The 25096-nt window shown below is 64.3% G+C and carries 18 protein-coding genes and 1 riboswitch; of the genes, 10 read left to right on the top strand and 8 right to left on the bottom strand.

Features of this window, described 5'->3' with window-relative positions; all coding sequences use genetic code 11:
* Positions 1-8 precede the first annotated feature (8 nt).
* Genes rbbA through ACEN9T_RS02030 form a run of 4 tightly spaced genes read right to left on the bottom strand, consistent with a single transcriptional unit; the run spans position 9 to position 7131 of the window.
* Entirely contained in the window at positions 9-2825 is a 2817-nt protein-coding gene (gene rbbA / locus ACEN9T_RS02045; RefSeq protein WP_413706273.1) for a ribosome-associated ATPase/putative transporter RbbA, read from the bottom strand.
* Positions 2789-3862 carry an HlyD family secretion protein gene (locus tag ACEN9T_RS02040; protein WP_413706272.1) on the bottom strand — a complete coding sequence of 358 codons (1074 nt, stop codon included), beginning with the start codon at positions 3860-3862 and terminating at the stop codon, positions 2789-2791. The genes rbbA and ACEN9T_RS02040 overlap by 37 nt, the downstream gene beginning before the upstream one ends.
* Complete coding sequence (locus ACEN9T_RS02035) at positions 3859-5382, bottom strand: efflux transporter outer membrane subunit (RefSeq protein ID WP_413706271.1); 1524 nt, start codon at positions 5380-5382, stop codon at positions 3859-3861. The genes ACEN9T_RS02040 and ACEN9T_RS02035 overlap by 4 nt, the downstream gene beginning before the upstream one ends.
* Complete coding sequence (locus ACEN9T_RS02030) at positions 5383-7131, bottom strand: PHA/PHB synthase family protein (protein WP_413706270.1); 1749 nt, start codon at positions 7129-7131, stop codon at positions 5383-5385. It lies immediately after the preceding gene.
* Positions 7132-7661: 530 nt separating this feature from the next.
* On the opposite strand from ACEN9T_RS02030, the gene ACEN9T_RS02025 reads away from it, so the two are divergent.
* The gene (locus tag ACEN9T_RS02025; RefSeq protein ID WP_413706269.1) at positions 7662-7847 is read left to right on the top strand and encodes a hypothetical protein; all 186 of its coding nucleotides are present in this window, start codon (positions 7662-7664) and stop codon (positions 7845-7847) included.
* A 14-nt stretch (positions 7848-7861) separates the two neighbouring features.
* Entirely contained in the window at positions 7862-9259 is a 1398-nt protein-coding gene (gene dbpA, locus ACEN9T_RS02020) for an ATP-dependent RNA helicase DbpA (protein ID WP_413706268.1), read from the top strand.
* A 50-nt stretch (positions 9260-9309) separates the two neighbouring features.
* On the opposite strand, the gene chrA is transcribed toward dbpA, so the two are convergent.
* Positions 9310-10545, bottom strand: a complete 1236-nt coding sequence (gene chrA, locus ACEN9T_RS02015; RefSeq protein WP_413706267.1) for a chromate efflux transporter — start codon at positions 10543-10545, stop codon at positions 9310-9312.
* A 124-nt stretch (positions 10546-10669) separates the two neighbouring features.
* Here chrA and ACEN9T_RS02010 point away from each other — a divergent pair, with 124 nt between their 5' ends.
* The 3 genes from ACEN9T_RS02010 to ACEN9T_RS02000 all read left to right on the top strand — a co-directional run bounded on the left by ACEN9T_RS02010 (position 10670) and on the right by ACEN9T_RS02000 (position 14431).
* Positions 10670-12052, top strand: a complete 1383-nt coding sequence (locus ACEN9T_RS02010; protein ID WP_413706266.1) for an ethanolamine ammonia-lyase subunit EutB — start codon at positions 10670-10672, stop codon at positions 12050-12052.
* Between the two features lie 20 nt (positions 12053-12072).
* On the top strand, positions 12073-12864 hold the full coding sequence (gene eutC / locus ACEN9T_RS02005) for an ethanolamine ammonia-lyase subunit EutC (RefSeq protein WP_413706265.1): 792 nt from the start codon (positions 12073-12075) through the stop codon (positions 12862-12864).
* Positions 12865-12928: 64 nt separating this feature from the next.
* Positions 12929-13034, top strand: a riboswitch (glycine riboswitch).
* Positions 13035-13177: 143 nt separating this feature from the next.
* Entirely contained in the window at positions 13178-14431 is a 1254-nt protein-coding gene (locus ACEN9T_RS02000) for a D-amino acid dehydrogenase (RefSeq protein ID WP_413706264.1), read from the top strand.
* A gap of 67 nt (positions 14432-14498) precedes the next feature.
* Here ACEN9T_RS02000 and ACEN9T_RS01995 read toward each other — a convergent pair whose 3' ends face one another.
* Both ACEN9T_RS01995 and ACEN9T_RS01990 read right to left on the bottom strand, forming a co-directional pair.
* Positions 14499-15563, bottom strand: a complete 1065-nt coding sequence (locus tag ACEN9T_RS01995) for a porin (RefSeq protein WP_413706263.1) — start codon at positions 15561-15563, stop codon at positions 14499-14501.
* Positions 15564-15683: 120 nt separating this feature from the next.
* Complete coding sequence (locus ACEN9T_RS01990) at positions 15684-17570, bottom strand: bifunctional sugar phosphate isomerase/epimerase/4-hydroxyphenylpyruvate dioxygenase family protein (RefSeq protein WP_413706262.1); 1887 nt, start codon at positions 17568-17570, stop codon at positions 15684-15686.
* Between the two features lie 137 nt (positions 17571-17707).
* Here ACEN9T_RS01990 and ACEN9T_RS01985 point away from each other — a divergent pair, with 137 nt between their 5' ends.
* From ACEN9T_RS01985 to ACEN9T_RS01965, 5 genes are all read left to right on the top strand, one after another.
* Complete coding sequence (locus ACEN9T_RS01985; protein ID WP_413706261.1) at positions 17708-18475, top strand: IclR family transcriptional regulator C-terminal domain-containing protein; 768 nt, start codon at positions 17708-17710, stop codon at positions 18473-18475.
* Positions 18476-18680: 205 nt separating this feature from the next.
* Positions 18681-20066 (top strand): MFS transporter, encoded by a 1386-nt coding sequence (locus ACEN9T_RS01980; protein WP_413706260.1) that lies wholly within the window; start codon positions 18681-18683, stop codon positions 20064-20066.
* Between the two features lie 18 nt (positions 20067-20084).
* On the top strand, positions 20085-20918 hold the full coding sequence (locus tag ACEN9T_RS01975; protein ID WP_413706259.1) for a shikimate dehydrogenase family protein: 834 nt from the start codon (positions 20085-20087) through the stop codon (positions 20916-20918).
* A gap of 4 nt (positions 20919-20922) precedes the next feature.
* Positions 20923-22113, top strand: coding sequence for an MFS transporter (locus tag ACEN9T_RS01970; RefSeq protein WP_092975944.1), 1191 nt, complete (start codon positions 20923-20925; stop codon positions 22111-22113).
* 81 nt (positions 22114-22194) lie between these two features.
* Positions 22195-23268 (top strand): 4-hydroxyphenylpyruvate dioxygenase family protein, encoded by a 1074-nt coding sequence (locus ACEN9T_RS01965; protein ID WP_092975941.1) that lies wholly within the window; start codon positions 22195-22197, stop codon positions 23266-23268.
* A gap of 77 nt (positions 23269-23345) precedes the next feature.
* Here the strand turns inward: ACEN9T_RS01965 and ggt are convergent, their stop codons facing one another.
* Positions 23346-25076, bottom strand: coding sequence for a gamma-glutamyltransferase (gene ggt, locus ACEN9T_RS01960; protein ID WP_413706258.1), 1731 nt, complete (start codon positions 25074-25076; stop codon positions 23346-23348).
* Positions 25077-25096 lie beyond the last annotated feature (20 nt).

The raw sequence follows: 25096 nt of genomic DNA, 5'->3' as shown, positions 1-25096 counted from the left end.
GGGCTCTCCTATCGATCCTGCTTGCGCAGCATCAGCAAGGTGGCGCCCAGGATGACCGGCACTGCCGCCAGGAGCGGCCAGAAGGCGCTGCCCAACGCCCCCATGTCCAGCGCCTTGCTGAAGACGCCCCGGCTGATGGTCAGGAAATGCGTGGCGGGATATACGCGCCCGATAATGGCCCCCGCTCCTTCCAGCGACGACACGGGATTGAGCAGCCCTGCAAATTGCACGCACGGAATGATCGTGCCGATCATGGTGACGAACATGGCCGCGATCTGGCTTTGCGTGAAGGTGGACGCAAACAGCCCGAAACCCGTCGAACACGTCACGAAGATCAGTGCCCCCAACGCGAGCGTCGCAAAGCTGCCCTTGATCGGCACACCGAACACCGTCACTGCCAGCAGCGCCAGCAAGAGGAAGTTCAGCATGGCGAGCACGATATACGGCAACTGCTTTCCAAGCACGAACTCCGCGCGAGTGACCGGTGTCACGTAGAAATTAATGATGGAGCCCAACTCCTTTTCGCGCACCACCGACAACGCCGCCAGCATGGCTGGAATCATCATCAGCAGCATCGGAATCACGGCGGGCACCATGGCAGGCAGGCTTCTCACGTCGGGGTTGTAGCGATAGCGCGTTTCGATGCTGCTGGGCGCCGCCAGACGCACCCCCAGCCGGTGCACCGCAGTATCCGCAAGCCAAAGCTGGTGGATGGCCTGCACGTAACCGCGGACGGTTTCGGCGCGGGTGGGCATGGCACCGTCCACCCAGGCACCGATCTGCACGGCCGTGCCGCGTTCTACGTCGCGCGCAAAGCCAGGCGGGATTTCAATCGCCAGCGACAACTCGCCGTTGCGCATGCGGCGATCCAACTCAGCGTAGTCGCGAATTGGGGGTTTTTCGATGAAATAACGCGAGCCCGCCAGGTTGAGCGTGTAGTCGCGCGAGAGCACAGTCTGGTCGCGATCCAGCACGGCGTAGGTCAGGTTCTCCACGTCCAGGCTGATGCCGTATCCGATGATGAACATGAGGATGGCCGTGCCCAGCAGCGCCAGCGTGGCCCGCACGCGGTCGCGGCGCAGCTCCAGCGCCTCGCGCTGCGAATAGCTCAATGCGCGCGCAAGACTGAAGCGGCGGCGGGCGGGCATGCCGGCGGGTGCGCTGGCCGCCGCCGCGCGCACCGGCAGCGGCGCAGCAATCTCGCCGGTGCCCGAAGACGCTTCGGCAGCCTCCTGCAGATAGGCAACGAACGCCTGCTCCAGCGTCTGCGTGCCGCGAGCGCGCACCAGCGCCGCGGGCGCATCACTTACCAGCACCCGGCCGGCGTGCATGAGCGAGATGCGGTCGCATCGCTCGGCCTCGTTCATGAAGTGCGTGGAGATGAAGATGGTCACCCGATCCCGCCGTGCGAGGTCGATCATCAGGCGCCAGAACATATCGCGCGCGACCGGGTCCACCCCCGAGGTCGGCTCATCTAGAATCAGCAGCTCCGGCTTGTGCACCATCGCCACCGCGAGCGACAAACGCTGCCGCATGCCCAGCGGCAAGCTCTGAGGCAGGCTGTCGGACACCTCCTGCAGCCCGAAGCGGGTCAGCATCTCAGCCGCACGCGACTGCACCTCGGCTTCGGGCACCTGGAACAGGCGCGCATGCAGCACGAGGTTCTGACGCACGGTCAGCTCGCCATACAGCGAGAACGCCTGCGACATGTAGCCCACGCGCCGGCGTGTGTCGATGTCTTTCGGGTCCACCGGATGGCCAAACAGCCACGCCTGACCCTCGCTGGCAGGCAGCAGGCCGGTGAGCATCTTCATGGTGGTCGATTTGCCGCAGCCGTTCGAACCGAGAAAGCCGAAGATCTCTCCACGACGGATGCGGAAGTCGACGTGGTCGACTGCGACAAAGTCACCAAAACGCATGGTCAGGCCGTTCGCTTGCACCGCAATATCGTCTTCTGCACCGGCCACCAGGGGCGGCACGACCACGGCGTGATGCCCCTGCCGGCGCGTCAGCGGCAGCAGTGCAATGAAGGCGGCCTCAAGGGAATCGGTACCCGCACGGCTGCGCAGGCCAGCCGGTGTGCCGGTGGCGAGCACCTGCCCCGCGTCCATGGCGACCAGCCAGTCGAAGCGTTCGGCCTCTTCCATGTAGGCGGTGGCCACGATCACGCTCATGCCCGGGCGCGTGGCGCGAATACTGCCAATCAAGTCCCAGAACTGCCTGCGCGAGAGCGGGTCGACGCCCGTGGTCGGCTCGTCCAGAATCAATAGGTCCGGGTCGTGGATCAGCGCGCAGCACAACGCCAGCTTCTGCTTCATGCCACCCGACAGCTTGCCGGCAGGCCGTGAGAGAAACGCCCGCAGGCCGGTGCTGGCCGTGAGGGCATCAATGCGGCGGCGGCGCTCCGCTGCATCGTGGCCGAACAGGCGCCCGAAGAACTGCAGGTTCTCCTCGATCGACAGCGTGGGGTACAGATTGCGCCCCAACCCTTGCGGCATGTAAGCAATGCGTGGGCCGACCGCGGCGCGCGCGCGATGGTCGGCCATGTCGCTGCCCAGCACATGTACTGCGCCGTCCTGCAGGGCACGCGCGCCGGCCACCAATGACAGCAGGCTGGACTTGCCCACGCCATCCGGACCGATCAATCCGACCATGCAGCCGGCGGGAAGGTCGAGCGTGACGCCATCCAGCGCCAGCGTCTTGCGGTAGCGCAGGCTCACGCCGGCAAGGCTCGCCACGGGCGCCGCGGGGTGCACCTCATGCAAGGGGGATGGGTCAGCAGACCGCGTCACTGCGGAACCTTGATCGCCAGGGTGGCCGGCCATTCGGCCTGCGTGTCGAGCTTGAGCCACGCCATGCCGGGCAGACCGGTCTTCACCAGCTTCAAGTGCTTACGCAGCAGATCGCGATCGATCTGCGCCTTCACGCGGAACATCAGCTTCTGCCGCTCGCTGGCCGTCTCCACGGTCTTGGGCGTGAATTGAGCGGTGCTGGCCACAAAGGACACGCGCGCCGGAATCACGTATTGCGGCGCAGCGTCCAGCACGATACGCACCTCGCTGCCCATGGCGATGCGGCCCGCGTCCGTCTCCGGCACGAAAAAGGTCATGTAGACGTCGGACAGATCCACGAGGTTGAGCAGCCGCCCGCCGCCGGCCAGCACCTCACCGGGCTGGGCGATGCGGTATTGCACACGGGCGTCGCGCGGGGCCGTCAAGGCGCTGTCGTCAATATCGGCCTTGATGCGCAATACGGTTGCGTCTGCTGCCTTGACGGTGGAACCGGCGCCGGCCACCTGCGTATGAGCGGCCAGCACGGCCGCCTGCGCGGCCTCGGCTTGCGCGCGGGCAGCCACAAGCGCGGCCTTGGCGCTGCGCACGCGGGCGCGGTCGTCGTCCAGCTCCTGCATTGACGAAGCGCCTTCGTGCGACAGCGTTTCCGAACGCGCCAGCCGGCGCTGCGCGGCATCAAGGTCGCTTTCACGCAGGGCGATTTGTGCGAGAGCCGCTTGCCTATCGGCTTCTCGCACGGCCACCTGGGCCTGCGCACTCGCCACGGCAGAGACCGCTTGTTGCTGCCGTGCCTGGGCCTCGTCACGTTGCGCTTCCAGCGTCTGCACCTGCATGTGCGCAAGCGGCTGGCCGGCCGTCACGAAGTCGCCCTCGTCCACCAGAATGTCCTGCACGCGGCCAGGCAGCTTGGTGGCCACGTCGATTTCTGTGGCCTCGATGCGGCCATTGCCGCTCGCAAAGCCCTTGCCGGGGCCCTCTTGCCGCAAAGCCTTCCACGCGAACGCTCCGCCAGCCATCACCAGGGCGGCCGCCAGCAGCGCAATCCATCGTTGTCGGGGAGTCGTAGTCATGGTGTTGTTCCGCCCGATACGCCCGATACGCGCGGGGGCGGCGTCAGGCTCAGGTGAGGTTGCAAATCAGATTCGGATTCGACGGCCTGCGTGCCACCACCCAGTGCGGCATACAGGCCAACGCGGCTAGAGAGAAGCGCACGGCGTACCTGCACCAGTTGCTGCTGCGCGGCCAGTAGGTCGCGCTGGGCGTCGAGCACCTCCAGGAAGGTCGATGCTCCAGCGTCGAAACGTAGTTGCGACAGCCGCGCGCGTTCGGTCTGTGCCGCCAGTGCGGCCTTCGCAATGTCGAGTTGGTCGGCCAGCCACTTGCGTGCAGAGAGCGCGTCGGACACGTCGCGGAATGCGCTCTGCACGGTCTTCTCGTAACCAGCCACGGCAAGGTCTCGGCGGGCTTCTGCCAGGTCGAGGTTGCTGCGCAGCATTCCACCTTCAAAGAGCGGGAGGCTGATACTCGGCGCAAATACCCAGGCGCGTGTGCCGGGCGCAAACAGGTTGCCCAGTTCCGGACCCAGCGTGCCGTAAGCGCCGGTCAGCGCCACGCGGGGAAAGAACGCGGCCCGTGCCGCGCCGATGCTGGCGTGCGCAGCACGCAGCCGGTGCTCCGCGGCGGCAATGTCCGGGCGCTGCGTCAGCAGGTCGGAAGGCAGGCCTGCGCGCAGTTCGGCCAGCATGCGGTGCTCGTCAAGTGGCTCGGAGACCGGCGGCAGGTCGATTGGTTTGCCGACAAGCAAGGCCAAGCCGTGCGCCTGCGCGTCGCGCGCCTGCTGCAATTGCGTTAGCAGCGCCTGCGCCTGGGTCAGCAGGGTCTCGACCTGCGTTTGGTTCAATCTTGACGTCGCGCCCACCGCCACGCGGCGCGAGAAGATGCGCAGTGTTTCGGTCCGGCTATCCACGGTTTGTTGCGCCAGCGCGATGCGCTCGTCGAGTTCACGCAGCACCAGATAGCTGTCGGCCACCTGCGCGATCAACCCAAGCGCTACCGCACGGCGTGCGGCGTCGGAAGCCACATAGCTTTCCAATGCGGCCTCGTTGAGGTTGCGTACGCGTCCCCAGAAATCGATCTCCCAACTGGAGACACCGGCCCCCACCTGGTACTGGGTGACACGCATCGGCATGCCGAACGGGCTCACGTCCGCCGGAATGCTCAAGCGGCTGACGCCGGCCTGCGCATTGAGGTGCGGAAATATCTCCGCGCGCTGGATGCCAAACGCAGCACGCGCCTCTTCCACACGCAGCACGGCAGTGCGCAGGTCGCGGTTGTTTTCCAGCGCCTGCTCGATCAACGCCTGCAGGCGCGTGTCCGTAAAGTACGCCTGCCAGCCGGTCGCTGATGCTGACAGGCCATCCCGGCCATCGTCGGCGTCGTAGTGCTGGGCCACGGGCAACGCGGGCGCCTCGTAAGGCGGCGCCATCGAGATGCAACCCGACAGTGCCAGCACAGTGACGGTGACTACCATGGCGGCCATACGCGTGTCGGCGTAGCTGCCACACGCCCGGAGCTGCTTCTGCACACGCATTTATTTCTCCAGCACGTAGGCGCCTGGCGCGTCCGCCAGTGGCGGCAGTGCCGGGGCGCCCATCTTCGGTGGCTTCACCGGTGCGGGGCCCGATGCATGCGCGATCAGCCATGCATGCCACGCCGGCCACCACGAACCGTCGGTAATGGGTGCCGATGCCAACCAATCATCCGGCGCCACTGATACCTCGCCGACGTTACGTGTCTGCATCTGGAACCGCCGATGCGAGTTGGCCGGCGGGCTGACAATGCCGGCGTTGTGGCCGCCGGTGGTCAATACGAACGTCAGCTCCGCCTCGGTCAGGTGATGCAGCTTGTAGACCGAGCGCCACGGCGCTACGTGGTCAGTCAACGTGCCCACCACGAAGATGGGCAGGTCGATGTCGTTGAGGGCCACCGGCTTTCCGTTGACGGGGTAGCGGCCCTCGCTCAGGTCGTCATTCAGGAACAGATGCCGGAGATACTGGCTGTGCATCCGCGCGGGCATGCGCGTGGCATCGGCGTTCCAGACCATCAGATCGTTCATCGGTGCGCGGTCGCCCAGCAGGTATTCACCCACGACACGTGACCACAGCAAGTCGTACGAGCGCAGCATCTGGAAGGCTCCGGCCATCTGGCTGGCGCGTAGATAGCCGGTTTGTTCCATCTGCGCTTCCAACAGACTGACCTGTGCCTCGTCGATGAACAGGCCGAGTTCGCCCGGCTCGCAAAAGTCTGTCTGTGCGGCAAAGAGCGTCATGGATGCCAGCCGCGCATCGCCATCGCGCGCCATGGCAGCCGCGGCAATGGCCAATAACGTGCCCCCGAGGCAGTAACCGGTGGCGTGGACGCGCTGGCCCGGCACGATGGCATTGACGGCATCGAGCGCGGCAAAGACACCGAGCTTGAGGTAATCGTCCATGTCGAGGGCGCGATCAGCCTCGTCGGGGTTTTTCCAGGAGATGCAGAACACCGTATGGCCCTGCTCTATCAGATAACGGATCAGCGAGTTCTGCGGTGACAGATCCAGGATGTAGTACTTCATGATCCATGCCGGCACGATCAGGATGGGCTCGGCTTGGACCTTGCTCGTGGCCGGCGCGTACTGGATCAGCTCGATCAGGCGGTTGCGCAGGACCACCTTGCCGGGCGTGATTGCCACGTCGTGGCCCACCATAAAACGTTCGGTGCCGGCGGCCGGCGCGCCGCTCATGGAACGCTCGAGATCATCGAGCGCATTGAGCGCACCGCGCACGAGATTGGTGCCGTTCTGCTCGAACGTCCGACGCAGGACAATCGGGTTGGTCGCCAGTTGGTTGCCCGGCGACATCATGTCGAGCCATTGACGCGCAGCAAAGGCAACGACGTCCTCATGATGCTTGGCGACACCCCAGACGCCGCGCGTGGCCGCCTCCCACCATTGTTCAGTCAACAGGAAAGACTGGTGCAATACGTTGAACGGCCACAGGCGCCACTCGTCAGCCGAGAAACGACGGTCGCGGGCCGGCGGCTGGACGCAAAGACACACGTCCTGCGGGCCGGACGCCATGCAGTTCCGGATGTAAGCCTCGAGTTGCTCAGCCTGCGTCAGTGCCAAGCGGAACAGATCCAGACACTTGCCTGGCGAAACAGCCAGATGCAGTGCCCAATCCATCAATGCCAGTTGCATTGATGCAAGCGACAGCGAATTCGATGTACGCGCAAGAGCGGCGTGAAACGGCAGATCAATCAGCTCTGCAGTTGGTGAAGACGGCACGGGGGCGGTGCGCATGGTTGGGGGCGTCAAACGATTGCGGATATGCAACCCATTAGATGCCAGCGGCTGCGGGCCGGACTTGACGCACCTCAAACCAAGACAAGAGTGCGGACTCTACGTAATTTCAAAGAAATGACATCTGCGGTTGGCTGCCAGTCGTTGCAGAGCCTTGGCCCGCGACTTACGGGCCTAAATGGGTGTGTTAGAGTCCGGCGGGGAAAACGTGACGATCTGCAAGATCAGCCCCATATCTGCATCGATCTCAGCGTTGTACCCGCGAATCTGTTGCACCAACAGGATGCATTGGGCGCTTGGCGTGGGCGTCGCCCGAAAAACGACATCGCGCAGAGGCCAATCCCACGAGACGAGATGCAATCCCCACCTCTCGGGCCAAATCAGGTAAAGGGCCGCGCAATCTTCTAGGAATGGCGCGGCAAAGCCATTTGTGATTGATGTATTGATCTAGATTTACATAGGCGCACACGCGGCGCCGGTCTACCTGCCTCGTTATCGAGACGCAACGAAAAATCCATTCAGAGAAAACCGTGTTCACTTGCATCAACCAGAGCTGCGGCACGCAGTGGGAACTGTCCGATGTCGTCATCAAGGACGAGGGCCAAGGGCCGCTGTTCCGTTGTGCGCTATGCGGCGCCCGCAACTATGTCGAACGCTTCGAGGCTGACGACGGCACCGTCGTCTACGAACAACTCGAAGGCAAGCCGTCCAAGTGAATCAGCGCAACAACATGACCATTGAACCGACCGCCACGCCCTTCAGCACCCTAGCGCTCGCCCCGGCCGTGCTCGCGAATCTGGCGCAGCTTGGCTACACCGACATGACGCCGATCCAGGCTGCAAGCCTGCCCATCGCGCTGGCTGGCCACGACCTGATTGCGCAGGCAAAGACGGGTAGCGGCAAAACCGCAGCGTTTGCGCTGGCCCTGCTCGCACGGCTTGACGCGCGCAGCTTCGACGTGCAGGCGATGGTTCTCTGCCCGACGCGCGAGCTTGCCGATCAGGTGGCACAGGAGATCCGCCGCCTGGCACGCGCTGAAGAAAACGTGAAGGTCTTGACGCTCTGCGGCGGCACGCCGATGCGTCCGCAGGCGGCAAGCCTTGAGCATGGCGCGCATGTCATCGTCGGCACGCCGGGGCGCATCATGGACCATCTGGAGCGCGGCAATCTCGCGCTCGGCGCGCTGAAAACGCTCGTGCTTGACGAAGCAGACCGCATGCTCGACATGGGCTTCTTCGATGACATCGCGACGGTCGTGCGCCAATGCCCGGCCGATCGCCAGACGCTGCTGTTCTCGGCAACGTACCCGGAAGGTATTGCGAAGCTGAGTCAGCGCATTCTGCGCAATCCGAAGGAAGTAAAACTCGAAGAGCGCCACGACGACAGCAAGATTCGCCAGCGCTTCTACGAGGTGACGGACAACAAGCGGTTGCATGCGGTCGGGCTGCTGCTCAAGCACTATCGGCCTGTGAGCACGCTCGCCTTCTGCAACACGAAGCAGCAATGCCGTGACCTGCTCGACGTGTTGCGCGCCCAGGGCATCCACGCGCTGGCGCTGCATGGCGAACTCGAGCAGCGTGAGCGCGATCAGGTATTGATCCAGTTCGCGAACCGCAGTTGCTCGGTGCTCGTCGCGACCGACGTTGCCGCGCGCGGACTCGACATCGCACAGCTCGAAGCGGTGATCAACGTTGACGTGACGCCCGACCCCGAAGTACACGTGCATCGCATTGGCCGCACGGGCCGCGCCGACGAGAACGGCTGGGCGTTGAGCCTCGCGAGCATGGACGAGATGGGCCGTGTCGGCAACATCGAACAGGCGCTCGGGCGCGAGGTCGAATGGCACCAGCTCGACGAGCTTGATACCGGCAATGACGCTCCGCTGCTGCCGCCAATGGAAACGCTGCAGATTCTCGGCGGACGCAAAGAGAAGATCCGCCCCGGCGATGTGCTCGGTGCCCTGACAGGCGATGCCGGCTTTCGCGGCGACCAGATTGGCAAGATCAACGTGACCGAATTCTCGACCTACGTCGCGGTCGAGCGCGGCATCGCGCGCGATGCGCTGCGCAAGCTCAACGCCGGCACGCTGAAGGGCAAGAAGGTCAGGGTTCGGCTCATGGACGAATGACCCGCTGCCTTTGCGCAGCTACCGGTTGCCGCTCGTAGGGAGAGCGCGATTCAACCCAGCACGGCTGCGGCAACGCCCGCCGCCGCACAAAACGCCACCACAATCAGCGGTGGCGTTTTCCATCGCGTCAGCAGCAGAAACGCAATCGCCGCGACGGCAAAATCGCTCCATGACCGCACGGCGCTCGTCCAGACCGGCGTGTAAAGGGCAAATGCCAGCAATCCAACCACTGCGGCATTCACACCCGCCAACAGCGCCGCCATGGAAGGACGCGCGCGCAACGCTTGCCAGTAAGGCAACGCCGCGGTGACCAGCAGCAGGCCCGGCAGAAAGATGCCCACCGTAGCAAGCGCAGCACCGGCCCAATGATTGAGCCCCGGCGCGATCGTCCAGCCGAGGAAAGCGGCGAAGGTGAATAACGGCCCGGGCACCGCCTGCGCGGCACCGTAGCCTGCCAGAAAATCGTTCGACGCGACCCAACCAGTCGCCACTGTCTGCTGCTCCAGCAGGGGCAGCACGACGTGCCCGCCCCCAAATACCAACGCGCCTGACCGATAGAACGCGTCGAACACCCTGGCGGGCATCCATGGGTAGATATCCGTCGCGACAGGAAGCCCGAACAGCAGTGTGCAGAAGAGCATCAGGCTGACGATGCTCGCCACGTGGGACACGCGGAATGCAGCCCCCTGCTCTGCCCTCTGACCGCTACTCACCGGACGGGATGATCTGCACAACGCCAACCCGAGAATGGTGCCGAGCACGATCACGACCAGTTGCGCGTAAACGGTCGTCAACGCGCTGAGCACGGCAATGCTGACCAGCGCGATACCTGCGCGCTGCCAGTCAGGACAGAGCTTGCGCGCCATATCCCACACGGCCTGCGCCACCACCGCAACGGCAACCAGCTTCAAACCGTGGATCAGCCCCGCGCCAATCGGGCCGCCGAGGCTCGGCGCGAGCATCGCAAAGACCAGCAGCAACAAGACGGAAGGCAGCGTAAAGCCGCACCATGCCGCCAACCCGCCACGCCATCCCGCCCGAAGCAGCCCGACGGAGAATCCCACCTGGCTGCTGGCAGGCCCGGGCAGAAACTGGCATAGGCCAACGAGGTCCATGAACGTTGCGTCGTCCAGCCAGCGGCGGCGCTCTACGAACTCGCGCCGGAAGTAGCCGATATGCGCGACAGGGCCGCCGAAACTGGTGAGGCCCAGCTTGAGAAAGACCGCAAGCACTTCCATGGCAGAGCCCGCTTGGTGCAGGCGGGACGGTGTGGCGGATGCGGTCATTTACGGGCGAGATCGACGTTTGGGAAACGCGTATTAGAACATTGCCGCCGTGACATAGAAGGCAACTAAAGTGGCAGGATAGGCATTGCCGTCACCGTCATTGGACGCTTCCGCGTATCCCATCATGCACTTCGCTCAGACCATTGGCGTGCAACGCCATGTGTTCAACGATCTCAAGACGCTCCTGGCCAAAGCCAGCCCGGCGCGCTCGGGCGACTATCTGGCGGGTCTGGCCGCGGCCAGCGAGGGCGAACGCATGGCCGCGCGCATGGCGTTGGCGGATGTGCCGCTGTCGGTATTTCTCAACGAAGCGCTGGTGCCTTATGAAGACGACGAGGTCACGCGCCTGATTCTTGACCGGCATGACGCGCAGGCCTTCCAGCCGATTGCCTCGCTCACGGTGGGCGAGTTTCGCAACTGGCTGCTCCTGCATGAGACGGACAGCCAGACACTGGCAAGCGTCGCGCCTGGTATCACGCCCGAAATGGCTGCCGCGGTCAGCAAGCTGATGCGCAATCAGGATCTGATCGCCGTAGCCCGCAAGTGCCGCGTGGTCACACGCTTTCGCAACACCATCGGCTTGCCCGGCCGGTTGTCGGTCCGGCTGCAACCCAACCACCCGACGGACGACCCCAAAGGTATTGCCGCATCGATCATCGATGGCCTGCTCTATGGCTGCGGCGACGCGACCATCGGCATCAACCCCGCTGGCGACAATCTCGGCGCCATCGTCTCGCTGCTGCAATTGGTTGACGAACTGCGCAACCGCTACGCCATTCCCACGCAGTCGTGCGTGCTGACCCACGTGACGAACACACTGCGCGCCATTGACCAGGGCGCGCCGGTGGACCTGGTGTTTCAGTCCGTGGCCGGCAGCGAGCAGGCCAACGCGGGATTCGGCATCAGCCTTGCCTTGCTGGCAGAAGCGCATGACGCCGCGCAGGGCCTGGCGCGCGGCACGGTCGGCAACAACGTGATGTATTTCGAGACCGGCCAGGGCAGCGCGTTGTCGGCCAATGCGCATCACGGCGTCGATCAGCAAACCATGGAGGCGCGTGCCTATGCGGTGGCGCGGGCGTTCTCGCCGTTGCTGGTCAACACGGTGGTCGGTTTTATCGGTCCGGAGTATCTCTACGACGGCAAGCAGATCATCCGCGCCGGATTGGAAGATCACTTCTGCGGCAAGCTGATGGGCCTGCCGATGGGCTGCGACGTCTGCTACACCAACCACGCCGAAGCCGATCAGGACGACATGGATACGCTGCTCACCCTGTTTGGCGTGGCGGGCATCCACTTCATCATGGGCGTGCCGGGCGCCGACGACATCATGCTCAATTACCAGAGCACATCGTTTCATGACGCACTCTATCTGCGCGACACGCTGGGCCTGCGGCCGGCGCCGGAGTTTGAGGCGTGGCTGCAAAGCATGGGTATTGTCGACGCCGCTGGGCGCCTGCAAGACGCCACGGCGCGGCAGCCGCTGCTGCAGTTGGCCCATGCGCTGTGAACCCCGTTGGATATCCGCACATGCCGAAACACACGCTCGTTCAGCCGAATTCGTGGACACACCTGCGTGCCTTTACCGACGCACGCATTGCGTTGGGTCGGGCCGGCAACAGCCAGACGACCGACGCCGTGCTCGCGTTTGGCGTGGCGCACGCCCAGGCGCGCGATGCCGTGCATTTGCCGCTCAATCGTGCATCTTTAGCGGTCGCGCTTGGGCAGGCGGGCTTCACGGCCCTGGCGGTGCACAGCGCGGCGGCCGATCGGGCCCAGTATCTGCGCCGCCCCGATCTCGGCCGCCGGCTTGACGAAGCCAGCCGCGCAGAACTCGGCGCGCTGCGGCCAGCGGAGCCATTCGACGTTGTCTTCGTGATTGCCGATGGGCTCTCCGCATTGGCCGTGCAAAGCCATGCCGTGCCGCTGCTATGCAGCGTGCGTGAGCGTCTGCCGGCCGGCTGGTCGATCGGGCCGGTCGCCATCGCCGAGCAATCCCGGGTTGCGCTGGGGGATGAGATCGGTGCGTTGCTTCGCGCACGACAGGTCGTAATGCTGATCGGTGAGCGGCCGGGGTTGAGTTCGCCTGACAGCCTAGGCATTTACCTGACCTACGCGCCGCGCGTTGGCCGCTCGGATGCAGAGCGCAATTGCATTTCCAATGTGCGGCCGGCGGGCCTGACCTATGACCAGGCAGCGAACCGGCTGGTGTTCTTGCTCAAAGGCGCACTGGCGCTCGGCCGCAGTGGCGTGGACCTGAAGGACGACACGCCGTCCGTTGCCCCCGGTACAGCCCGACTTGCCGAACGCCACGACCCGTGACACACTCCCTCCCGCTGCCCACACCGGCAGCACGCAGGCGCGGCTGACGCACCAACGACAGTTGCAACACGCCGCAGGAGAGACCGGGCTCAACGCACACACGCGCAACGCCCGGCGCCGATGGAGCAACCACCCCGGAAACTCTCAGGCAAAAGGACTGTGGCGTCGACTGCGAATCTGGAGAGAGGCGCACGCGTGCGCCCACCGAAGGGGAAGGCGCCACCACTGCTGGCGCCCAAGCTCTCAGGTCCCAAGACAGATGGGGTGAGCCGACCGGATCGTCCGGTCATGACATCACTCCATAGGGACCGCCATGACGCACATCGTCATCGTCGGCGCCGGCATATCCGGCGTCACCACTGCTTACACGCTCTCGCAACTCGGCTATCAGGTCACGGTGCTCGACCGCCACTTGTATCCGGCCATGGAAACCTCGTTCGCCAACGGCGGGCAGCTTTCCGCCAGCAACGCTGAAGTCTGGAACAGCACCGGCACGCTGCTCAAGGGCATCAAATGGATGCTGCGCAACGACGCCCCGCTCCTGCTCAATCCCAAGCCGTCCTGGCATAAGTATTCGTGGATCGGCGAGTTCGTGGCCAGCATCGCGCACTACCGCCGCAACACTATCGAAACCACGCGCATGGCCATCGAGGCCCGCAAGCATCTGTTTGCGATGGCCGAACGGGAGCAGATCGATTTCGACCTGCAGAAGCGCGGCATTCTGCACGTCTATCACGACAAGGCGAGCTTTGCGGCCGCAGGCAAGGCCAACGCCCTGCTCATCGCCGGGGGGCTTGAGCGCCACGCCGTGAGCCCGGAAGACATTGCCGCCATCGAGCCCACACTGCGGGGCAACTACTACGGCGGTTATTTCACCGAGTCCGACGCCACCGGCGACATCCACAAGTTCACGCGCGGCCTCGCGCAGGCCTGCGAAAAGCGCGGCGTGCGCTTCATGCACGGCGTGGACGTGCGCGATGTGCAAACCACAGAGCACGGCGTTCGTCTCCTGCTGCAAACCACGCTGGATGACCGCCTTTCCACCAGCGAGGCGAACGTCGTGCAGGACCTTGCCGCCGACGCGATGGTCGTCTGCGCGGGCGTGGGCAGCCGGCATATCGCACAAATGGTTGGCGATCGCATCAACGTGTATCCGGTCAAGGGGTATTCCATCACGGTGCACCTGGACGACGAAGCCAGCGTGCAAGGCGCGCCATGGGTCAGCCTGCTCGATGAGAGCGCGAAGATTGTGACCAGCCGACTTGGCACCGGCCGCTTCCGCGTGGCCGGCACGGCGGAGTTCAACGGTTACAACCGTGATATCCGTGCGGATCGCATCGAGCCCCTGGTGGCCTGGACGCGCCGCAACTTCGCGATTGGTACGTCGCGCGTGGTGCCGTGGGCCGGCTTGCGTCCGATGATGCCGGACATGATGCCGCGCGTCGGCCGCGGGCGGCATGGGCGCGTGTTCTACAACACCGGCCATGGGCACCTGGGCTGGACGCTTTCCGGCGCCACCGCCGCGATGGTGGGCGACGTGATCGCGCGAGATTGCCCGGTGCATTGATCGCAGCATGAAAAAAGCCCGCCAGTGTCCCGGCGGGCTTTTTTCATTGTGAGAACGATCCCAGCGATCAGAACTTGTGCCGCACGCCCAGCATGACGCCCAGGCGCGAGTTGTTGCCATACGTGTTGCCCGAGTTGTTGAACGTGGCCGCGCTGTTCAGTGCAATCCAGGCGCCTTGCAGGCGGGTGTAATCAACTTCGGCGTAGACGTCAGTGCGCTTGCTGAGGGCGTAGTCGAGCATACCGGCGGTGGTCAGGCGCTTGCCGCTGGCATCGAGGTGCTTCATCCAGTCGTACTGCACGGTGCCGATGAAACTCAGTGCGCCGGAGATCGGTACCTTCGCGCCCACATAGGCGGCCTGGTTCTTGTAGTCGGCCACGTCGAGGCGGCTGTTCGTATAGCCCAGGTACCACGTCGCGATCGAGGTATCGAGCTTGCCGCCAAAACCCCAGACCGTCTGCTTGCTGGCGAGCGCCGCCGGCACCGCGCCGAAGAACGCCGATGACACATCGCGCGTGACCTGGTACACCGCGCCCACTTCAGCCGAGCCCATGCTGTAGACGATCGAGCCGGCGCCGGCCGAACTCTTGCTGAAGCTGCCCGCAGCCTCGCCAAAGGTCCAGGCGCCCGCAAGCTGCAGCCCGCCGAACGACTTGATGTATTTGACCGTGTTGTCGTAGCGCAGGCCGGTGTAGTTGCCGCCCTGATAGCCAACGATGGAGTTGTTGGCAAACGCCATCGCCTCGTACGAAGACAAGACCTCGTGCGCCAGCGTGTATTGCCGACCGAGGTAAAGCTTGCCGTAGTCGCCTTCCAGGCCGACCACCGCGGTGCGTCCGAACAGGCGCCCGCCCTGCTGGCTGCCGCCGGTATCGGGGAAGAAGCCCGATTCCAGGATGAACATGGCCTTGGTGCCACCGCCCAGATCTTCCGTGCCGCGCAGTCCCCATCGGCTGCCGGTCAGCACACCGTCCATCATCTGCAGATTGCTGTTGCCCGCTGCGTTTTCGTGCGTGCTGTAGCGGATGGTGGTGTCGATCAGCCCGTAGAGCGTGACGCCGCCGGCGGTTTGCGCTGCCGCTGGCAGGCTCGTGGCTCCGAGCACCAGTGCGGCAATCATTGTCTTGTTCATGGCTCCCTTGTCTCCTCTTTGTGTGATGGGTATGAATGTGCGACGGCCGCACGTGCAGCCGTGGTGTTGCGTAGATAGCGCCCACGGCCGCACAACCGTGAGTGCAAAAATTCTCGTGTCTCAGTGGTCAGCCGAAGTGGTGGCGCCGCGGCTCAGTTGTGCCTGCACAGCCATGCGCACGGCAGCATTTGCTGCGCCGTAGCCGAGGTAGCCGTTGCGCTGGACAAGCTCGAAGAAGAAGCGCTCGCGAAAGGGTTCGGTGTAGGCGTGCAGAAAATCGCCGTGCGGGTCGCGGTCGTAGAGAAGACCATCGTCGTGCAGGCGGTTGAGCAATGCGTCATCCAGCCCAAGTCGGGCGGCAACGTCGTCGTAATAGTTCTCGGGAACGTGCTGCAGGCGGGCCGCGCCACGGTCGATGGCCTCGATGGTCTCGAACAGTCGCTCAGTACGGAATGCGATGTGATGCACCCCCGAGCCCGCGTAGGCGGTGATGAACCTGCCCGTGGCCGTGCGCCCGCTTTCCGATACGTTGAGTGGAATCCGCACGTTGCGGTCCGGACTCACCATCGCCCGGCTTTTCACGAGGCCGTACGGGTCGGCAATCTCCTGTACGGCTTCGGCGTGCATGCCGAAGATGGCCCGGTAGAACAGCACGAAGCTGTCGAGCCTGTGCGCGGGCAGCGCCTGCGCAACGTGGTCGATCGATGCCCACCCGGCTGCATCGTCTTGCACGCCTGGATGCAAGACAAAATCGCTTTCGTAGATGCTGCGATCGGCCTCACGATCGTCGATCAGATAGAGCAGCGTGCCATCGGGCGCGCGCAGCGCGGGAATGCTGCGCTCAGTCGGCCCCACGGGCCCGCGCCATTCCTGGGCGCATAACTCACGTGCGCGTGCCATGGCGCGCTCGGCATCGTCTACTTTCAGGCCGATCGCGCAGACAGACGGCCCGTGCAACTGGAAGTGTTCCGACGCTGCGCTGTCCTGCTCCATATTCAAGATCACGTTGACGCCGCCCTGCCGATACAGGTCAACCGCCTTGGAGCGATGGTGCCCCGCAAGGATGAAACCCAGCGCACGCAGGCGCGTTTCAAGTTCCCGCCCTGCCGCAGCATCCACGGCAAACTCCAGGAAATCCACGCCTCCAAATTGCGCTGGCGCCGGCAGTTCCGCACCGCCAGCTTCGGACTCCAGCCAGCGCAGCGAACGCATGCCGTCCAGCGCCGTTAGTCGTGCGGGCGCAGAGCGGAATTCGTCATTGAAGACCTCAAGCGACAACGGCCCGGTATAGCCCGCAGCAAGCAGGTCGCGCGCAAACTCCGTCACAGCAAGGTCACCCTGCCCCGGGAAGTTACGGTGATGCCGGCTCCAGGACAGTACGTCCATCGACAATTTCGGGGCGTCTGCAAATTGCACAAAGAAGAGCTTGTCCGCCGGCACATCGTGGAGGCCATCCAGCGAATCGCCCAGCGAGAGCGTGTGGAAGCTGTCGAGAATCAGCCCCAACGCCGGGTGGTCAGCCTGTCGCACGATCTGCCACGCCTGCCGCCAGGTCCGCGTATGCCGCGCCCAGGCCAGTGCCTCATACCCTACGCGCAGCCCGCGCCGTGCCGCCGCTTCTGCCATCTGGCGCAGATCGTCTGCCGCGAGCGCCGGATCGTCGATAGCGATGTCCTGCACGTTGCTGCAGACGAGTACCATCTCGACGCCCAGCTCGGCCATCACGTCAAACTTGCGCTCGGCCCGCGCCAGGTTTCGCGCGAACAACTCTCGCGGCATGGCTTCGAAATCGCGGAACGGCTGATACAGCATGATCGCCAGCCCTAGGTCTGCCGCCATTTGCCGCACGCGCGCCGGCGATCCATCGAAATTCAGCAAATCGTTCTCGAAGATCTCGACACCGTCAAAGCCTGCGGCGGCGGCAGCCTCCAGCTTTTCAGGCAGCGTGCCGGACAGGCACACCGTGGCGATGCATTTGGGACGACGTGCTGGGTGAAGCGAGTTCATGGCGATACGGTGGTCGGGCGTCAAGCAATGCCCGCAGCGTAGGAGGACCCCCACATGTCGACAAGCGGCATTCGCGCAACAGCGTTCGATGATCGTACAATCGTGCGCACATATCGCTCGTTTTTAGGGTTATCGCCATGACGAAGGAATCGCTCGACAGGCGCGACTGGATCGCCGGATTGGAAAAAGGGCTCACCATCCTGGAGGCGTTCGACCACGAGCACCCCCGGCTGACGCCCACCCAAGCCGCCGAGCTGACCGGCCTCACCCGCACAGCCGCGCGCCGCTACCTCCTGACGCTCGAGCACCTCGGCTACCTCACCAGTGAAGGCACGCTGTTCAGCCTGACGCCGCGCGTGCTGAAGGTGGGCTGGTCGTACTTCGATTCAGCGCGTCTGCCGCGCACGGTGCAGCCATTCCTGCAACAGGTGACCGCCGCCGTGGGCGAGGTGGCGTACCTCAGCGTGCTGGATGACTGGGAGCTCGTCTTCATCTCGCGCACCAGTACCAGCCGAGTGATGAGCACCGGATTCGTGCTGGGAGCGCGTGTGCCGGCGCCGCTCGCCTCGGCCGGCGTGATGATGCTGGCCGCGCAACCCGAGCAGAAGGTCAAGGCATGGCTGGAAACCTGTGTGCTGACGCCCTATACGCCTTACACGATCCTGCGGCGGGACCGCCTGTTCGATGAAATCCGCAAGGCTGGTCGGCAGGACTACGCCGTGGTCGAACAGCAATTGCAGATTGGCGTGCGCGGTGTGGCGGTACCGCTGCGGGATCGACACGGCAACGTGATCGCCGCACTGAGCGTGAACATGCAGGTCGGTGAAGAAACCACGGAGCACGCTTTGCAGCGGGTGCTGCAGGTGCTGCAGGACACCGCGCTTTCGATCATGCGTGTGCTGTAGCGCCTTCCGCCCCGGGAGATAGACAGACTCGGAGAAACCCTCGGGTCGTACGCTATTCGCACCATTCCGTGCGATTATCGAACGTTTTCAATCCACAGTCGCTTGTGCCCCGCCATGGCGGCGGACTACGCTGCGTTGCGTGTACAGACGGTCCTTCATCGAACGAATCGCACGATAGACCGCACAGATAAAACCGGAGACAACCATGACCGCAGCCCCTGCCCACGAGCCCCTGGGCAAGCACCAGTCGAAGAAAGCCGCCGCCAGCGGCTGGATCGGCTCGGCGCTCGAGTACTACGACTTCTTTATCTACGCCACCGCCGCGGCGCTGATCTTTCCGCAGATATTCTTCCCCAAGGGCGACCCGAAGACGGCCATCATCGCCTCACTGGCCACATATGGCGTGGGTTATATCGCACGGCCGATCGGTGCGTTCGTGCTGGGCCATCTGGGCGACACGCACGGGCGCAAGAACGTGCTGCTCTGGTGCATGTTCCTCATGGGTTTTTCGACGATAGCCGTGGGCCTGTTGCCGACGTACGACCAAGTTGGGCTGTTGGCGCCCACGTTGCTGGTCATCATGCGGCTCATCCAGGGTTTTGCCGTGGCCGGTGAAATTTCGGGCGCCAGTTCCATGATCCTGGAGCACGCCCCATTTGGCCGGCGCGGGTTCTTCGCGAGCTTTACGCTGCAAGGCGTGCAGGCCGGGCAGATCCTGGCCGCTGCCGTGTTTCTGCCGCTGGCGCACTACATGCCCGCCGACCAGTTCAACGCCTGGGGCTGGCGCATTCCGTTCGTTCTGAGCTTCGTCGTCATCATCGCCGGCTACGTCATCCGCCGCGAAGTGCACGAAACCCCCGCTTTTACCGCTGAGCAACAGCAGCAAGGCCGCCCACGCTCGCCCGTGATCGACGCCTTCAAATACAGCACGCCAGACATGCTGCGCGTGGTCTGCATGGCGCTGATGAACGTGATTCCGGTGGTGGCGACCATCTTTGGCGCCGCCTATGCGGTGCAGCCGGCTTACGGCATCGGCTTTGCCAAAGACATCTACCTGTGGATTCCGGTGGTGGGCAACATCGTTGCCGTGCTGGTCATTCCGTATGTTGGCGACCTGTCCGACCGCATCGGCCGCAAGCCACCGATCGTGATCGGTTCGCTGCTCGCTGGCCTGCTCGCGTTTGCCTACCTATACGCCATCAGCATCAAGAACGTGCCGCTTGCCTTCGTCATCTCGATTCTGATGTGGGGCGTGGTCTACCAAGGCTACAACGCGGTGTTCCCGAGCTTCTATCCGGAGTTGTTCCCGACGCGCACCCGTGTGTCGGCCATGGCGATTTCGCAGAACATCGGTACCGCCATCACTGCCATGCTGCCGGCCCTCTTCACCGCCGTGGCGCCGCCAGGAGCCACCAACATCTGGCTGACCGTGGGCGCCATTGCCTTTGGCGTCACGGTGATTGCCGCCGTGGCCGCCATGACCGCACGCGAGACCTACCGCATCCATATGGACGACCTGGGCAAGCCAGCCGCCCAACCCGTCGACAAGGCTGAATATGCCCGCCAGCGGGCCGGAGCCTTGGCCGCCTGAAACCCGCACGCCTGAACCATGATTTCTGGAAAAACCACCCTCATCGCCCACATCGGCTACCCGACGGAGACGTTCAAGTCGCCGATGATCTACAACCCCTGGTTCGAGCAAAAAGGCATCGACGCCGTTGTGGTGCCCATGGGGGTCAAGGCAGAAGATTACGCGCAGAGCTTCCAGTCGATCTGCCGCTTCACCAACCTGCGTGGCGCGCTGATCACGATGCCGCACAAGGTCACCACGGTGAATCTGGTCGATGAGGTCACGCCGGCCGTGCGCATCGCGGGGGCTTGCAACGCGGTGCTCAAGCGCGATGACGGCACGTTGCTGGGCGACCAGTTCGATGGTGCAGGCTTCGTGCGCGGCGTGCTTCGCAAGGGGCGCCAACTGAAAGGGGCGCGTGTGCTGCTTTCAGGGGCCGGCGGTGTCGGCTCAGCGATTGCCGCGTCGCTGGCCGCTGCGGGTGTGGGCGAACTTGCTTTGTATGACACCCGCGCAGAATCGGCGGAATCGCTGGGCCGACGTCTGCGCGAGCATTACCCCGCGCTGGTGGTGCGCACCGGTTCGAATGATCCGGACGGCTTCGATGTGGTCGTCAACGCCACGCCGGTGGGCATGAAGGAAGACGATCCGCTGCCCTTCGACGTGGCACGCATCGCGCCGAGCTGCTTTGTCGGCGAGGTGGTGATGAAATCCGAATACACGCCGTTGCTGCGCGCGGCGCTCGACAAGGGTTGCGATGTCCAGGTCGGTACCGACATGCTGTTCGAGATGATTCCCGCGTACCTGGAGTTCTTCGGTTTCGGCACCGCCACCGCAGATGAGTTGCGGCGCAGCGCAGCCATTGCATACTGAGCTGATGACGCGTCGCCCTTTGAGCTTTGCCCTGCTGCTGCCGCTATTGCTGTCGGCACAGCCGGTTGCGACCGACAGTTATCTCCCCGCCCTTCCCGCCATTGCCCAGACGCTGGGCTCGGCCAGCACGAGCCTCACGGTCTTCGCGCTGGCCTTTGGCATTGGACAACTGCCGATGGGCAGCCTTGCCGATCGTTTTGGCCGTCGTCAGGTGCTGCTGATCGGGCTCGCGTGCTATGCCGTGGCTGCACTGGCCGGCGCGCTGGCGGTAACCGCTTCCATGTTGACCGCTGCACGCGCCCTGCAGGGGTTCTCGATGGCCGCCATCCTGGTGTGCGCACGCGCAGCCGTACGTGATCTGCACCCGGCACGCGATGGTCCGCACGTCATGGCGCGTGGCCTCACGGGGCTGGGTTTCGTTGCGTTGGTGGCACCGATTCTGGGTGCCTTTGTCGCGCAACACGCGGGTTGGCGCTGGGTGCTGGCGGGCATGAGCTTCTATGCAATCGTTCTATGGGTGATGTGCTGGCACGGCTTTGCCGAAACCCGGCAAGAGACACAGAGCCAGGCAGGCAGCGTGCGCGAGATCTTCGCCAGCGCGGATTTTCGCGTCTGGGGGTTGCTGGCAGCCACGACCTACGCCGGCATCTTCTGCTTCCTGCTGCTTTCGCCGATGGTCTATATCGCCTATCTCGGCCTGTCTCCCGAGCTTTATGGCTGGATACCGGCCGGCGGATCGCTCGTCTATATCCTCAGTACAACGGGCTGCCGGCGCCTGCTGCGCCGGCAGAGCCTCGTGCGGACGGTGCAGCAAGGCGCAACGCTCAGCCTGCTCGGCGCGGGCATCCAGGGCTTGGGCTGCTGGCTGCTTCCCGGGCAAGCGTGGCCGCTGCTGCTCGGACACGGCATCTATTGCATGGGCCACGGCATTCATCAGCCTTGCGGCCAGGCAGGTGCGGTGGGCGAGCTGCCGCATCTTGCGGGGCGCGCGGTGTCATGGTCAGGCTTCATCATGATGCTGGCGGCCTTCTGCCTGGGGCAGACCGCGGCCGCCTTTGACGATACATCGCACAGCCTTGGCGCCTGGCCCATGGTGGTGCCGATGATGCTTGCCGGCGCCGTGTTGGCGTCCATCGCTTTCCTTTGGCTACCGAAGCTGCAGAGCCAGCCGGATCCACAAAGGGCTGCCGCATAGCGACTGTGGGATGCGCATTGCCACCCGCGTGGTACACAATGCGGTGTCTGCATTCTTAGCTTCAGCCACAGGAGTCTCACCATGAGCCGCAACGCCGACCTGCCATTCAAGACCGCCGGCTTGGAGTTCATCGAGTTCGCCACGCAAGCGCCGGCTGCGCTTGGCCAGGTGTTTGCATCGCTCGGCTTCAAGGCCATCGCGCGGCACGTAAGCAAGGACGTCACGCTGTATCGGCAAGGCGACATGAACTTCCTCGTCAACGCCGAAGCCGATTCCTTCGCGCACCGCTGGGCTGAGGAATATGGCGTGGGTATCTGCGCCATCGGCATCCGCGTTGACGACGCCCAGCACGCCTACGACCGCGCCGTCGAACTGGGTGCATGGCCGGCCGAGGCCGAGCCCATCGGGCCGAGCGAGCTGGTGATCCCCGCCATCCAGGGCGTGGGCGATACGCACCTGCATTTTGTCGATCGCTGGCGCGGCAAGCACGGTGCCAGGGGCGGCCTGGGCGACATCTCCATCTACGACATCGACTTTCGCCCGCTGGACGCAGAGACCGCGCATGAGGACTGGCACCACGCTGGCGTTGGGCTGGCACGCGTCGACCACCTGACGCAGACCGTCGGCGCGGGCCGCCTGCAGGATTGGATCGACTTCTACCGCAACCAGCTCGGCTTCAGCGAAATCCACGAATTGCATGCCAACTGGCACGTCGCGGCGGATTCCCGCGTGATGGTGTCGTCGTGCGGCATGATCCGCATCCCGCTCTATGAAGAAGGCACGCACCGCGCGCACCTCATGCACGCCTACCTGCCCGACCACCCCGGCGAAGGCGTGCAACACATTGCGCTGGCCACCGACGACATCTTGCGCACAGCCGCCGCGCTGGCCGCCAACGGCCTCACCTTTGTCGAGCCCCCGGCGCACTACTACGACACCGTCGACGCACGCCTGCCCGGTCACGGATTGGACCTGGCAGCCTTGCGCCGATACGGCATTCTGGTCGACGGCGAGATCGTCGACGGCGTGCCCAAACTGTTCCTGCAAACGTTCATCAAGCGCCATCCAGGCGAGATCTTCTTCGAGATCGTGCAGCGGCGCGGGCACCACGGCTTTGGCGAAGGCAATCTGCCGGTGTTGACTGCGGCGGCCTGACCCGGAAAACGTCGCCAAGAAAAAAGCCCGCCGAAACTTGGCGGGCTTTTTTCGTACTGCGGGTGGTGCAATGCCGATCAATAACCGGCTGCCAGCCCCGTGTTGCGACGCGGGTCATTCGCGCCATAGAAGCGGTTGTTGCCGACCGGCTTGCCACCCAGCGACGGTGCGCCGACGATGATCGCAGCCAAGTGGTTGGCCGGCTGCGGCGCCCCCAGGTTGTGGCCCATCGACGTCAGGAGCTTGCGCGTATCTTCCGACAGCGCGTACGGCTCCACGTTGGTCACGTCCGGCAGCCATTGCTGGTGGAAGCGCGGCATGTCGACGGCTTCCTGCACGTTCATGCCGTAATCGATCGCGTTGATCATGGTCAGCATGACGGCCGTGATGATGCGGCTGCCGCCCGGCGTGCCTACCACCATGACAGGCTTGCCATCCTTGGTAACGATGGTCGGGCTCATCGACGACAGCGGACGCTTGCCCGGGGCAATCGAGTTGGCCTCGCCCTGCACCAAGCCGTACAGGTTCGGCACGCCGACCTTGGCCGTGAAGTCGTCCATCTCGTCGTTCAGGATCACGCCCGTCTTGGCGGCCGTGACTTTCGCACCAAACCAGTCGTTGAGCGTGTACGTGACCGACACCGCGTTGCCGTACTTGTCAGCAATCGAGTAATGCGTCGTGTTGCTGCCTTCATGCGGCTCGACGCCCGGCTTGATGTCCTTCGACACGCCCGCCTTCTTCGGGTCGATCACGGCACGGATCTTGGCGGCGTAATCCTTGCTCAGCAGGCGGTCCAGCGGGTTCTTCACGAAGTCCGGGTCGCCCAGGTAGCTGTTGCGGTCTACATAGGCGTGGCGCATGGCTTCGATCTGGTAGTGCGTGGCCTGCGCGGAATGCCAGCCCAGGTCCTTGAGCGGATAGCCTTCCAGGATGTTCAGCATTTCGCAGATGATCACGCCGCCCGAGCTCGGGGGCGGTGCCGACACCACGTGATAACCGCGGTAGTCGCACTCGACCGGCGCCAGTTCGCGCGTCTTGTAGCTGACGAGGTCCTCTTGCGTGATCAGGCCACCGCCCGCCTTGCTCGACGCAGCAATGGCCTGCCCGACCCAGCCCTTGTAGAAACCGTCGGTGCCCTTGTTGCTGATCTCGCGCAGCGTCTTGGCCAGATCGCGCTGGACAAGCTTCTCGCCCACCTGGAACGGCTGGCCCCTGTTCAGGAAGATCGCGCCCGATGCGGCGTCTTCCTGGAAGTCCTTGGTGGACGTATGCAGCATGTCGACGTCGCCCTGATCGAGGACGAAGCCCTTGTCGGCGAGCGTGATGGCCGGCGCGATCAGTGCTGCGCGTTGCATGGTGCCGTACTTCTGGCGCGCATACTCCATGCCGGACACTGTGCCCGGCACACCCACGGCCAAGTGCCCCTTGGTGGACGCACCCTTGATGACGTTGCCGTCCTTGTCCAGATACATGTTGGCGGTGGCGGCCTTCGGCGCGACTTCACGGAAGTCGAGGAAGGTCTTGCGGCCATCGGCCAGTTGGATTGTCATGAAACCACCGCCGCCCAGGTTGCCGGCTGCCGGATAGACCACGGCCAGCGCGTAACCCACGGCCACTGCGGCGTCCACCGCATTGCCGCCGCGCTTCAGCACTTCCACACCGACCTTGCTGGCCAGATGCTGTGCCGCAACGACCATGCCGTTTTCTGCGGCCACGGGTGCGACGGATGCCGCGTGTACGACGGTCGTGATGCTGATCGATGCGATTGCGGCGGCGATCCACCGCATGCCTGTTCTTGGATTCTGCATAGGAGCTCCTTTGGTACCTT

The organism is Ralstonia sp. Ralssp110 (assembly GCF_047325135.1).
GTDB classification, from domain to species: Bacteria; Pseudomonadota; Gammaproteobacteria; order Burkholderiales; family Burkholderiaceae; genus Ralstonia; species Ralstonia mojiangensis.
Note: the sequence above shows the minus strand (reverse complement) of the source record. Positions and strands in the feature narration are given on the sequence as shown.